Below are 13,174 nucleotides of genomic sequence, written 5' to 3' on the forward strand. Positions count from 1 at the left end.
CGTTAATCAGGCATCGCCTGCTAATAATTTTGCAGCGCAAAAAATAGCCTTAGTTATTGCAAATTCAGGTAAATCTTTTCCAATTTCGCTCTATATTTTGCTATGTTTAACTTCCGTTTAATTACTCAGGAGTATAGGGCATAGCCCGCAGTATGGACCGTCATCGACGTCTTTTCACTTTCTGGCACCTGGTTGCCACCTCCACGCATCACGCTTATCTTTCAGCATCTATTGTCGCGTCCGTGCATGACATGGCGATGACTGACCTTGCCGCTAACCGGAGTCGCACATGGAATTGTTAATGGATCCCTCAATCTGGGCCGGCCTGTTGACGCTTATCGTTCTGGAAATTGTGCTCGGTATTGATAACCTGGTGTTTATTGCCATCCTGGCGGACAAACTGCCGCCGAAGCAGCGTGATAAAGCGCGACTGATCGGCCTGTCGCTGGCGCTGGTGATGCGCCTGGGGCTGCTGTCGGTGATCTCCTGGATGGTGACGCTGACGAAGCCGCTGATTACTATCGCCGATTTCTCCTTTTCCGGGCGTGACCTCATCATGCTGCTTGGCGGGATCTTCTTGCTGTTCAAGGCGACAACTGAGCTGCATGAACGGCTGGAAAACCGCCAGCACGATGCCGGTCACGGGAAAGGCTATGCCAGTTTCTGGGTGGTGGTACTGCAGATCGTAGTGCTGGATGCCGTCTTCTCACTGGACGCGGTGATCACCGCGGTCGGGATGGTGAACCATCTGCCGGTGATGATGGCAGCGGTCGTGATCGCGATGATCATGATGCTGCTGGCCTCCAAGCCGTTGACGCGCTTTGTCAACCAGCACCCGACGGTGGTGGTGCTCTGTCTGAGCTTCCTGTTGATGATCGGCCTGAGTCTGGTGGCGGAAGGGTTTGGCTTCCATATTCCGAAAGGGTACCTTTACGCGGCGATCGGTTTCTCGATCATCATTGAGTTCTTTAACCAGGTGGCGCGCCGCAACTTTGTACGTCACCAGTCGACGTTGCCGCTGCGCGCCCGTACCGCGGATGCGATCTTGCGTCTGATGGGCGGCCGTAATAAACAGGCCTCCGTCAACCACGACGCTGACAGCCCGGCGGCGGTGCCGGTACCGGAAGGCGCCTTTGCGGAAGAAGAGCGCTACATGATTAACGGCGTGCTGACCCTGGCTCAGCGCTCTCTGCGCAGCATCATGACGCCGCGCGGGGAAATCAGCTGGGTCGACGCCGAGCAGAGTGAAGATGAAATTCGCCGTCAGCTGCTTTCGTCGCCGCACAGTCTGTTCCCGGTCTGCCGCGGAGAACTGGATGAAATCATTGGTATCGTGCGGGCGAAGGAGATGCTGGTGGCTCTGGAGTCGGGCGAAAACGTCGCGGCGCTGGCCTCCGCCTCCCCGGCGATTGTGGTACCTGAAACGCTGGATCCGATCAATCTGCTCGGCGTCCTGCGCCGCGCCCGCGGCAGTTTCGTCATCGTGACCAATGAATTTGGCGTGGTGCAGGGATTGGTGACCCCGCTGGACGTTCTGGAAGCGATCGCCGGAGAATTCCCGGACGCCGATGAGACGCCGGAGATCGTTATCGATGGCGACGGCTGGCTTATTAAGGGGTCGACCGACCTGCATGCGTTGCAGCAGGCGCTGGGGCTGGATCCGCTGATCAATGACGATGAGGATATTGCTACGGTTGCCGGTCTGGTGATCTCCGCCAATGGCCATATCCCGCGCATTGGCGACGTGGTGTCATTGCCGCCGCTGCATTTCACCGTGGTGGAAGCGAATGACTACCGGGTCGATCTGGTTCGCGCGGTGGTCACCCGTCCGCCGAGTGACGAAGAAGAGTAATCGTCCTGCGCGCCGGTCCCCGTGGGGGCCGGCGAGTTATTCTGTTGCCTCTCGACTGGCCAGCCACGCCGGGAATGCCTCCACCGGCATCGGCCGGGCATAATAAAACCCCTGTAGCACATCGACACCGTGGTCTCTGAGGTAGCTTTCCTGTTCCTGCGTCTCCACCCCTTCGGCAACGGTAATAATATTCAGCCGGTTGGCGAGGGCGATAATGATATCGGTCACCGTGGCATTGACGCTGTCTATCCCCACCGAGCTGGTAAACGAACGGTCAATCTTCAGCACGTCCGGGCGCAGTGTTTCCAGCCACGACAGGGAGCTGTTGCCGGTGCCAAAGTCATCGATCGCCAGCTGGACGCCTTTCTGGTGCAGATCTTCGGCCATGTGCTGGTCGCCATCCTGCAGGACATCGCGTTCGGTCAGCTCGACCACCAGCTGCTGTACCGGGTTCATGCTGAACCAGTAATTATGCAGGTCATGCAGCAGTAAGCCGTTGGCAAAGTGGCGGGCAGCGACGTTAATCGCGATATGAAACTGGCGGTCGCGGGGAAAAGCATCCAGACGGCGGGCGGTTTCGGCAATCACATAGCGGGTGAGGGGGATGATCAGATTGTCCCCTTCGGCGATGGGAATAAACACCTCCGGCGAAATCGCACCGCGGCGAGGGTTGTTCCAGCGCAGCAGGATCTCCACCCCGCAGCAGCGGCCGCTGCGCGCATCCTGCAGCGGCTGGCACCAGAGGGCAAACTCCCGGGCGGAAATACCGAGGCTTATCTCCCGCGAGAAGCTCATTCTGCCGGCGGTGGCCAGCCAGGCGATGCCGGTCATCAACAGGCTGAAGATCAGCGCCAGCGGCAGCTCGCCGGGCAGCTCCTCAAGCGCAATCGCCGAGGCGCCAGGGCCATTGATATTGACGATAAACGGAAACTCGGTAGAGCGCTGGCGATAAATCACCGTTCCCGGCGGGGTATGCGCTTTCTCGAGAAGCCCATGGCTGCTGCTAAAATAACGATCGCCAACCTGCAGGCTGACGTCGCTTATCAGGGATGATTTTTCGTTGAGAATTAAGGTCCCCAGCAGCTCGATATTGACAATCAGCATCACGCCGTCCACGCCTCTCTCCGAGGCTGGATACCACTGTATCAGCACCGGTGAGCCTTTGAGCAAGGAGCTGTCATTCGAAAAGAGCAGCAGAGGACGGGGTGCAGGAAGCGCAGGCTGCAGGCGATGTAAATCCGCCTGTCGCGGCCCAAAAATACTCGAACAGTAAACGATACCTGACGTCACGAGCGCGACGGAACGAACGGTCTGCAACGAGGCCGCGATTTTACGCAGCGACAGATGGATATCCGGGCAGGGGTGACCCACCAGAGGAAGCAGAGTGGTTCGCTGCGCGCTCAGCGGACGCAGGATATTATCCAGCGCCGCCACCCGTTGGCTGGCGGCCATGCGAATATAGCCTTCATTTTCGCTACGCTGCGAAATAAATCGGATGGCTAAGGTGGTGCCCAGGGTCACCAGGGCTACCAGCAGGCAGACAATAATGCGTTTGCGACGATAGGCCGTAATGACTTTTTGTGCAGTCTGCATGTGCGACACCCTGTCGACAGGACGAGTGGTTAAGCGTGGCTTATTTAATAGAGCAATTGTAGTGGCAGAATATCGTCAGGTATAGAAAAAAGAAATGCGCCACAGAGGGCGCATCAGGAAGGCAGGGGGCTTTCAGTTCCCCTCGCTTCACGCCTGCGCACCGGGAGGGGGCAGGCGTAAGCCAACACTTTAGTCACACTGAACTTTAATCGCCAGTCCGCCGCGCGAAGTTTCGCGGTACTTGGCGTTCATGTCTTTGCCGGTTTCGTACATGGTCTCGATCACTTTATCGAGCGAGACGCGCGGTTCGCTGGTGCGGCGCATTGCCATCCGCGCGGCGTTGATCGCTTTCACGGAGGCGATGGCGTTACGTTCAATGCACGGCACCTGTACCTGGCCGGCGACCGGGTCGCAGGTCAGTCCGAGGTTGTGTTCCATGCCGATCTCCGCCGCCACGCAGACCTGTTCCGGGCTGGCGCCGAGCAGTTCGGCCAGACCCGCCGCCGCCATCGAGCAGGCGACGCCCACTTCGCCCTGACAGCCGACTTCGGCGCCGGAAATGGAGGCATTCATCTTGTACAGCGCGCCAATCGCACCGCAGGCCATAAAGTAGCGGATATAGATCTCCGGGCTGACGGATTCGATAAAGTGATCGTAATAAGCGAGTACCGCCGGAACGATGCCGCAGGCGCCGTTGGTCGGCGCGGTCACCACGCGACCGCCGGCGGCGTTCTCTTCATTGACCGCCAGCGCGAACATGTTGACCCAGTCAACGACGTTCATCGGATCGCTGGAGAGCTTATCGCTGGCCACCAGCAGACGACGCAGCGCCGACGCGCGACGCGGTACGCGCAGCGGGCCAGGCAGCACGCCTTCGGTGTTCATGCCGCGGTCGATACAGGCGCGCATGGTCTGCCAGACATTAGCGAAATAGTCCTCGATCTCTTTTTTGCTGTGCAGCGCCAGCTCGTTCTGCATCACCATCCCGGAGAGCGACAGGCCGGTCTCTTTGCAGTAGGCCAGCATTTCCTGCGCCGATTTAAACGGGTAGGGCACCTGCAGTTCGTTGGCGTTCTCTTTGCCGAAGTGCTCTTCATCGACGATAAAGCCGCCGCCAATCGAGTAATAGGTCTTGCAGTAGATCTCTTTCTCGCCGGCCCAGGCATGAATGGTCATGCCGTTTTCGTGCAGCGGCAGATTGTCGCTGCGAAAACGCATGCCGTCATCCGCCGGGAAGTCGACTTCGTGCTGACCGTTGGCCAGCAGCAGACGGCCGCGTGTCTCGACGTCACGGATAAATGCCGGTATCGCGTCTATATCGACCGTATCGGGCTGATTGCCCGCCAGTCCCATGATAATGGCGATGTCCGTATGGTGGCCTTTGCCGGTTAATGACAGCGAACCGTAGACGTCAACCGCCACGCGGGTCACTGCATTAAGCAATCCTTTTTCGACCAGGTCATCGACGAACTGTTTACCGGCCTTCATCGGGCCAACAGTGTGGGAAGATGAGGGACCAATCCCCACCTTGAACATGTCGAATAGACTAATCACGATAATACTCCTGACAGGGTTACCGCGGGTGCGGTAACGATGTAATAACTGCGCATAGTGTAAGAGGGAAGCGCCCTGTCAGTTCAACTATTCACATGAATTAAACTAATGGAAAACCGCGATTTTACTAATAGTGAGAGCGCCCTCTCATAATCAGTATAGCTAAGGGCGCGCGCCTATCTGCAGCGCCAGCTCGCGAATGATCCCGGCGGTCATTCCCCAGACAAAATAATGCTGGTACCAGGAGAGCCAGACGCGGTGGTCGTTGCCCCGGCGGTGGATATCGAGCGGATGGTAGCGCCCGAGGCGCAGGGCTTCGGCGAGCGGCATTTCAAAAACCGCGGAGACCTCGTCCTGGCTGGCGTGATAGTGCAGATCCGGCGGAATAATGCCCACCACCGGCGTCACCTGGAAGCCGGTGACACTGTCCACCGGCGGCAGAACGCCAATCACCTCAACCTTCTCTGGCGGGATCGCCACCTCTTCCTGGGCTTCGCGCAGAGCGGCGGCGATAAGCGTCGCATCGGTATTATCTACCGCCCCGCCGGGAAAGGCGACCTGGCCGGCGTGCTTGCGCAGCAACGGCGAACGCTGGGTCAACAGCAGGCCAGGCTGCGGCCGGCGTACGATCGGCACCAGCACCGCCGCCTGCCGCTGGTTTAGCGCCTGTGGCGAAGGCTGTGGACGCAGCAGCTGAAAGCGGGACAGAAAGTCATCCAGATTGAGGGCGCGGTCCGCCATGGTCTAGTTCTCCAGTTGGTGCAGGATACGATTAACTTTATCAAAAGTTTCCTGATATTCTGCGGCTTCCTCACTATCCGCCACAATCCCGCCGCCGGCGGAACAGTACAGTTGCCCCTGCCAGGCCGTTAGGGTGCGAATGGTGATGCTGGTATCCATATTGCCGCAATAGCTCAGATAGCCGATGCTCCCGCACCAGGCGTTACGTCGCTGGGGTTCCAGTTCATCAATAATCTCCATCGCCCGGACCTTCGGCGCGCCGGTGATCGACCCTCCCGGGAAGGCGGCGCGCAGCAGATCGCTGGCGTGCAGCGTCGCCGGCAGGCGGGCGGTGATGGTGCTGACCAGATGATGGACCGCCGGGAACGGCTCCACCACGAACAGCTCGGGGACCCGCACGCTGCCCGGGACGGCGACGCGGCCGATGTCGTTGCGCATCAGGTCGACAATCATTAAATTCTCGGCGCGATCTTTCGGCGAGTTCGCCAGCTTCTCCGCCTGCTGCGCATCCGCCAGCGGCGAATCGAGCCGCGGCAGGGTGCCCTTAATCGGGCGCGTCTGGATTTCCCCCTGGCGGAGCTGAATAAATCGCTCCGGCGACAGGCTTAAAATCGCCCCTTCCGCAAGGCGGATGAAGGCGCTAAAGGGGGCGCGGTTGGCGGCGTTCAACTGGCGGAAAGCCTGCCATTCATTCCCGACGTAGCGGGCCTGAAAACGCTGGGCGAGATTGACCTGATAGCAGTCACCGCTGCGCAGATAGGCCTGCACCTGACGAAATTTCTCGCCGTATTGCTGGCGGCTCATATTTGACTGCCAGGCAGAGGTCAGGGCGAAGGTTTCACCTGGCGCCGACGTTTGCGCCTCCAGCCACTGCAGACGCTGCTGCGGGTCGTCATAGCTGAGCAGCGACACCTGCTGGCGCTGATGGTCGACGATTAGCGCCCAGTCATAAATCCCCACCGCCAGATCCGGCAGCGCGATATCGGCCTGCGCTACAGTGGGAAGTCGCTCAAAACGGCGGCCCAGATCGTAACCGAACAGCCCCAGCGCGCCGCCAAGAAACGGCAAATCCTCATGGGGCTGCGGCGTGAACGGCTGACGATCCAGCTGCTGCTGGAGTAGTTGCAGCGGATCGTCCGCCGAGACAAAAGTGGTCTCGCCGTCATCGACCCAGGTCTGTTCACCGCGCGTCAGCAGCGTGGCGCGCGGGGCCGCCACCAGGATATCAAAACGGTTATGCGGGTGGTCGGCAAAGCCGGAATGTAGCAGCATCGCCCAGGGCAGGGCGCTTAACGGCGTAAAATAGTATTCGGCGGCATCCGGGCGCCAGGGCAGGGTAATAATCGCGGGGGACAACATCTTTCTCGATCCTGAACGTTACCGTCCCTCTGGCGTAGGCGGGGACGGCGTGAAATAATTACGCCCCACAATGTAGCAGGAGTACAAGATGTTTGCAGGTTTACCTTCGCTGAGCCACGAGCAACAGCAAAAAGCGGTCGAACGTATCCAGGAGCTGATGGCCCAGGGGATGAGCAGTGGCCAGGCGATTGCCCTGGTGGCGGAAGAGCTACGCGCGACGCATACCGGCGAACGGATCGTCGCGCGCTTTGAAGATGAAGACGAAGACGAGTAATTACACCGCGGCGATAATTTTGATTTCAACCTTATACTGCGGGTTCATCAGCGTTGCTTCCACCGTGCAGCGCACCGGGGCGTGACCGGCTACCACCCAGGCGTCCCACGCTTTATTCATCGCCGCAAAGTCGCTTTTGTCGGCGAGGAAAATGGTGGCGTCAAGAATGCGCGACTTGTCGCTGCCCTGTTTTTCCAGCACCGCGTCAATCTGCGCCAGGGTGTTGGCGGTCTGCTCGAAGGCATCGGCATCAAGATTCGCCGGCACGCCGGTGTAGTAAAGGGTCTGATTGTGGATCACTACATCTGACCAGCGGGCTTCGGCATCAATACGCGTAATTGTCATTTCTCATTCCTCTCTGAGCATTCCATTTGGCTGCGGCAAGACTGCCATAATGTTCCGCTCGCGTCACTACCCGGACTGGCGAAACGCCGCCCTCCCTGACATAATCACTGTCCAAATAACCAGGGGGCAATGTGATCGACGATTTTGCAGCAGACGGCCAGCTAGCCAAAGCCATACCGGGATTTAAACCGCGCGAGCCGCAGCGCCAGATGGCGGTGGCGGTCAGCGAAGCGATTGAGGCCTCCCGGCCGCTGGTGGTGGAAGCGGGGACCGGAACCGGTAAAACCTACGCTTACCTGGCGCCAGCGCTGCGGGCGAAAAAAAAGGTGATTATCTCCACAGGGTCGAAAGCGCTGCAGGATCAGCTCTACAGCCGCGATCTGCCCACCGTCGCCAAAGCGCTCAAATTCACCGGCAAACTGGCGCTGCTCAAAGGGCGCTCCAACTACCTGTGCCTAGAACGCCTGGAACAGCAGGCGCTGGCGGGCGGCGATCTGCCGGTGCAAACCCTCAGCGACGTGATCCTCCTGCGCTCCTGGTCGAACCAAACTCAGGATGGCGATATCAGCACCTGCGCCAGCGTGGCGGAAGATTCCCAGGCCTGGCCGCTGGTCACCAGTACCAACGATAACTGCCTCGGCAGCGACTGCCCGCTGTATAAAGATTGCTTCGTGGTGAAGGCGCGTAAAAAAGCGATGGACGCCGACGTAGTGGTCGTCAACCATCACCTGTTCCTTGCCGATATGGTGGTCAAAGAGAGCGGCTTTGCCGAACTGATCCCCGAGGCGGAGGTGATGATCTTCGACGAAGCCCATCAGCTGCCGGATATCGCCAGCCAGTACTTTGGCCAGTCGCTCTCCAGCCGCCAGCTGCTGGATCTGGCGAAAGACATCACTATTGCCTATCGCACCGAACTGAAAGACACTCAACAGCTGCAAAAATGCGCCGACCGCCTGGCGCAAAGCGCCCAGGATTTCCGCCTGCAGCTGGGGGACCCTGGCTACCGCGGCAACCTGCGCGAACTGCTGGCGGACAGCCACATTCAGCGGGCGCTGCTGCTGCTCGATGATGCGCTTGAACTGTGTTACGACGTCGCCAAACTCTCGCTGGGGCGCTCGGCGCTGCTCGATGCCGCCTTTGAGCGCGCCACCCTTTATCGCGGGCGCCTGAAGCGGCTGAAAGAGATCAATCAGCCGGGCTACAGTTACTGGTATGAGTGCACTTCGCGCCACTTTACCCTTGCGCTGACGCCGTTGACCGTGGCCGAGAAGTTTAAAGAGGTGATGGCGCAGAAGTCGGGGAGCTGGATCTTTACCTCGGCGACGCTGTCGGTAAACGACGATCTGCACCATTTCACCGCCCGGCTGGGGATCGACGAGGCGCAGACACTGCTGCTGCCGAGCCCCTTTGACTATCAGCATCAGGCGCTGCTCTGCGTGCCGCGTAACCTACCGCTGCCGAACCAGCCCGGCGCGGCGCGCCATCTGGCGGCGATGCTCAAGCCGCTGATCGAGGCTAACGACGGTCGCTGCTTTATGCTGTGCACTTCGCACGCCATGATGCGCGATCTGGCGGAGCAGTTCCGCGCCACCATGACTCTGCCGGTGCTGCTGCAGGGCGAGACCAGTAAAGGCCAGCTTCTGCAGCAGTTCGTCAGCGCCGGCAATGCCCTGCTGGTGGCCACCAGCAGCTTCTGGGAAGGGGTCGACGTGCGCGGCGACGCGCTGTCGCTGGTGATCATTGATAAGCTGCCGTTTACCTCGCCGGACGATCCGTTGCTGAAAGCGCGGATGGAAGATTGCCGGCTGCGCGGCGGCGATCCGTTCGATGAAGTGCAGCTCCCGGACGCGGTGATCACCCTTAAGCAGGGGGTGGGCCGCCTGATCCGCGATATCGACGATCGCGGGGTGCTGGTGATCTGCGACAACCGGCTGGTGATGCGCCCCTACGGCGCGGTCTTTCTGGCCAGTCTGCCGCCGGCGCCGCGAACCCGCGATATCCGCCGGGCGGTGCGCTTTCTCGCCGTGCCGCCGGCAAGGTAATCCGCCCTGAAATGTGTTAAGCTGCGCGCCATTTTGTTAATTAGCGGTTCCCACTAGACTTCGGGCGGTGTGGCGACGGGTTGTCCGTCTGCCGGAAAACAGGCTGCCTGAAGGCCTGAACTATGTAACGAGAGCGTGACCACCCATGCGAATTTTGGCTATCGATACCGCCACAGAAGCCTGCTCCGCAGCGCTGTGGAATGATGGCACCCTTAGTGCTCATTTCGAAATTTGTCCCCGCGAACATACCCAACGTATCCTGCCGCTGGTGCAGGAGGTCCTCGCCGAGAGCGGCACCACCCTGACCGAGCTGGACGCGCTGGCCTTTGGCCGCGGTCCTGGCAGCTTTACCGGCGTACGCATTGGCATCGGTATCGCTCAGGGGCTGGCGCTGGGCTCGGAGCTGCCGATGATCGGTGTTTCCACACTGGCCACCATGGCGCAGGGCGCGTGGCGCAAAACCGGCGCCACCCGCGTGCTGGCGGCGATTGACGCCCGGATGGGGGAAGTCTACTGGGCCGAGTATCAGCGCGACGAGCAGGGCGTCTGGCACGGCGAAGAGACGGAAGCGGTGCTCAAACCGGACGCGGTGGCCGAACGGCTGGCACAGCTTTCCGGCGAATGGGCCACCGTCGGCACCGGCTGGCAGGCGTGGCCGGATCTGGCGAAAGAGAGCGGACTGACCTTAAGCAGCGGCGAAATTGAACTGCCGGCGGCAGAGGATATGCTGCCGTTAGCCTGTTATCTGCTGGCGGCAGGGAAAACCGTGGCCGTGGAGAAAGCGGAGCCGGTTTATTTGCGTAACGAGGTGGCGTGGAAGAAACTTCCGGGCCGCGAGTGAATCTCAGTAACAAGAAGACTGAGAAAAGGAGTCGCATCATGGCGGGTCAAAAACAGGGCGTTCGCTGGCTGCTGGCCGCGGCGGTTGCCGTTGCGCTGAGCGGCTGCGTATCGGTGCCGGATGCCATCAAAGGCACCAGCCCCACGCCGCAGCAGGATTTAGTGCGGGTGATGAATGCCCCGCAGCTGTACGTCGGTCAGGAAGCGCGCTTTGGCGGCAAGGTGGTCAACGTGCAGAACCAGCAGGGGAAAACCCGCTTAGAAATCGCTACCGTGCCGCTGGACAGCGGTGCGCGACCGGAACTGGGCGAACCCTCGCGCGGGCGGATCTATGCCGATGTTAACGGCTTCCTCGATCCGGTGGACTTCCGCGGTCAGCTGGTGACCGTGGTCGGGCCGATTGCCGGGGTGGTCGAAGGCAAAGTAGGCAGCACGCCCTACAAATTTATGCTGATGAACGCCACCGGCTACAAACGCTGGAACGTGGTGCAGCAGGTGGTGATGCCCCCGCAGCCGATCGACCCGTGGATGCTGGGTCCGCGCCCCTGGGGTTACGGCTATGGCGGATGGGGTTGGTACAACCCCGGCCCAGCAGAGGTCAGAAACGTTGTAACCGAATGATTTTGTTGTTTTTGTTAGTTCAAAGAAACAGCGGCCGGTCCGCTGTTTCTTTGTTTTCAGTCGAATAAGAAAAAAAATAGTGACGCGCTTCGCAACCTGCTCATTGCCTAATTAATAAACTGGTACGCTGAGTTAATATAATGTTAACAAAATGTATTTTCCAGGGGCTGTGATGACGACGAATAACTATTTCAGAGGTGATGCAGTGAAAAAGGTTTGGCTAAACCGTTATCCCGCAGATGTTCCGGCGGAGATAAATCCTGACCGCTATCAATCCCTGGTTGAACTGTTTGAACATGCCACCACCCGCTACGCCGACCAACCGGCGTTTATCAATATGGGTGAAGTGATGACCTATCGTAAGCTGGAAGAGCGCAGTCGCGCCTTCGCCGCTTACCTTCAGGAGGGCTTAGGACTACAGAAGGGCGACCGGGTGGCCCTGATGATGCCTAACCTGCTGCAGTATCCGGTGGCCCTGTTTGGCATCCTGCGCGCCGGGATGATCGTGGTTAACGTCAACCCCTTATATACCCCGCGTGAACTGGAGCATCAGCTCAACGACAGCGGCGCGGCGGCGATCGTCATCGTCTCCAACTTTGCCCATACCCTGGAAAAAGTGGTGGCGAAGACCCAGGTGAAACACGTGATCCTGACGCGCATGGGCGACCAGCTCTCCACCGCCAAAGGCACGCTGGTGAACTTTGTGGTTAAGTACATCAAGCGGCTGGTGCCGAAGTACCATCTACCGGATGCCATCTCGTTTCGCAGCGCGCTGCAGCACGGCTATCGCATGCAGTACGTGAAGCCGGAGATCGTTGCGGAAGATCTGGCGTTTCTACAGTACACCGGGGGCACCACCGGGGTGGCTAAAGGGGCGATGCTGACCCACCGCAACATGCTGGCCAACCTTGAGCAGGTCAATGCCACCTACGGCCCGCTGCTGCATCGCGGCAAAGAGTTTGTGGTCACCGCGCTGCCGCTGTATCACATTTTCGCCCTCACCATGAACTGCCTGCTGTTTATCGAGCTGGGCGGGCAGAATCTGCTGATCACCAACCCGCGCGATATCCCCGGGCTGGTGAAGGAGCTGGCGAAATATCCGTTTACCGCCATGACCGGGGTCAACACCCTGTTCAACGCCTTGCTGAACAACAAAGAGTTCCAGCAGCTTGATTTCTCCTCGCTGCACCTCTCCGCCGGCGGCGGTATGCCGGTGCAGCAGGCGGTGGCTGAGCGCTGGGTGAAACTGACCGGACAATATCTGCTGGAGGGCTACGGCCTGACCGAGTGTTCGCCGCTGGTCAGCGTCAACCCGCACGACATCGACTACCACAGCGGCAGCATTGGCCTGCCGGTGCCCTCCACTGAAGCCAAACTGGTGGACGACGACGATAACGAAGTGGCGCCGGGTCAGCCGGGCGAGCTCTGTATCAAGGGGCCGCAGGTGATGCTGGGCTACTGGCAGCGTCCTGACGCGACGGATGAGATTATTAAAGACGGCTGGTTGCACACCGGGGACATCGCGGTGATGGATGAAGAGGGATTCCTGCGCATCGTTGACCGGAAAAAAGATATGATCCTGGTGTCGGGTTTTAACGTCTATCCGAATGAAATCGAAGATGTGGTCATGCAGCACAGCGGCGTGCTTGAGGTGGCGGCCATCGGCGTGCCGTCCGGCAGCAGCGGCGAAGCGGTGAAGATCTTCGTGGTGAAGAAAGATGCCGCGTTAACCGAAGAAGCGCTGATTACGTTCTGCCGTCGCCATTTGACCGGTTACAAGGTACCGAAGCTGGTGGAATTCCGTGACGAACTGCCGAAATCCAACGTCGGGAAAATTTTGCGGCGAGAACTGCGTGACGAAGCGCGCGCTAAAGTGGACAATAAAGGCTAAGTAACGAATGAGTCGCCAGACGCCGGCTACGCCGGCGTTTTTTATGGGCGCAAGTTAAGAGA

11 protein-coding genes are annotated in these 13,174 nt (G+C 59.5%); 6 read left to right on the forward strand and 5 right to left on the reverse strand.

Annotated elements, in window-relative coordinates; all coding sequences use genetic code 11:
* Positions 1–289 precede the first annotated feature (289 nt).
* On the forward strand, positions 290–1,852 hold the full coding sequence (gene yoaE, locus ABLV64_RS25500) for a CNNM family cation transport protein YoaE (protein WP_004203354.1): 1,563 nt from the start codon (positions 290–292) through the stop codon (positions 1,850–1,852).
* Positions 1,853–1,888: 36 nt separating this feature from the next.
* Here yoaE and ABLV64_RS25505 read toward each other — a convergent pair whose 3' ends face one another.
* The 4 genes from ABLV64_RS25505 to pabB form a co-directional block, all read right to left on the reverse strand.
* On the reverse strand, positions 1,889–3,445 hold the full coding sequence (locus ABLV64_RS25505) for an EAL domain-containing protein (RefSeq protein ID WP_060656060.1): 1,557 nt from the start codon (positions 3,443–3,445) through the stop codon (positions 1,889–1,891).
* A 189-nt stretch (positions 3,446–3,634) separates the two neighbouring features.
* A complete protein-coding gene (gene sdaA / locus ABLV64_RS25510) occupies positions 3,635–4,999 on the reverse strand; it encodes an L-serine ammonia-lyase (protein ID WP_004203344.1) in 1,365 nt (454 codons plus the stop codon).
* A gap of 162 nt (positions 5,000–5,161) precedes the next feature.
* The gene (locus ABLV64_RS25515; RefSeq protein WP_004203342.1) at positions 5,162–5,740 is read right to left on the reverse strand and encodes a CoA pyrophosphatase; all 579 of its coding nucleotides are present in this window, start codon (positions 5,738–5,740) and stop codon (positions 5,162–5,164) included.
* A gap of 3 nt (positions 5,741–5,743) precedes the next feature.
* Positions 5,744–7,099 (reverse strand): aminodeoxychorismate synthase component 1, encoded by a 1,356-nt coding sequence (gene pabB / locus ABLV64_RS25520; RefSeq protein ID WP_348843107.1) that lies wholly within the window; start codon positions 7,097–7,099, stop codon positions 5,744–5,746.
* Between the two features lie 88 nt (positions 7,100–7,187).
* On the opposite strand from pabB, the gene ABLV64_RS25525 reads away from it, so the two are divergent.
* Complete coding sequence (locus ABLV64_RS25525; protein ID WP_004203339.1) at positions 7,188–7,373, forward strand: YoaH family protein; 186 nt, start codon at positions 7,188–7,190, stop codon at positions 7,371–7,373.
* Here the strand turns inward: ABLV64_RS25525 and ABLV64_RS25530 are convergent, their stop codons facing one another.
* Entirely contained in the window at positions 7,374–7,718 is a 345-nt protein-coding gene (locus tag ABLV64_RS25530; protein ID WP_002910910.1) for a RidA family protein, read from the reverse strand.
* Positions 7,719–7,849: 131 nt separating this feature from the next.
* On the opposite strand from ABLV64_RS25530, the gene ABLV64_RS25535 reads away from it, so the two are divergent.
* The 4 genes from ABLV64_RS25535 to fadD all read left to right on the forward strand — a co-directional run bounded on the left by ABLV64_RS25535 (position 7,850) and on the right by fadD (position 13,112).
* Positions 7,850–9,760, forward strand: a complete 1,911-nt coding sequence (locus ABLV64_RS25535; protein WP_004175456.1) for an ATP-dependent DNA helicase — start codon at positions 7,850–7,852, stop codon at positions 9,758–9,760.
* 145 nt (positions 9,761–9,905) lie between these two features.
* Positions 9,906–10,601 carry a tRNA (adenosine(37)-N6)-threonylcarbamoyltransferase complex dimerization subunit type 1 TsaB gene (gene tsaB, locus ABLV64_RS25540; protein ID WP_004203334.1) on the forward strand — a complete coding sequence of 232 codons (696 nt, stop codon included), beginning with the start codon at positions 9,906–9,908 and terminating at the stop codon, positions 10,599–10,601.
* A gap of 38 nt (positions 10,602–10,639) precedes the next feature.
* Positions 10,640–11,221, forward strand: coding sequence for a Slp family lipoprotein (locus ABLV64_RS25545; protein WP_032456304.1), 582 nt, complete (start codon positions 10,640–10,642; stop codon positions 11,219–11,221).
* A 205-nt stretch (positions 11,222–11,426) separates the two neighbouring features.
* Complete coding sequence (fadD, locus tag ABLV64_RS25550) at positions 11,427–13,112, forward strand: long-chain-fatty-acid--CoA ligase FadD (RefSeq protein WP_025999236.1); 1,686 nt, start codon at positions 11,427–11,429, stop codon at positions 13,110–13,112.
* Positions 13,113–13,174 lie beyond the last annotated feature (62 nt).

Origin of the sequence: Klebsiella sp. JB_Kp031, assembly GCF_040064295.1 — a bacterium.
Lineage (GTDB): Bacteria > Pseudomonadota > Gammaproteobacteria > Enterobacterales > Enterobacteriaceae > Klebsiella > Klebsiella quasipneumoniae.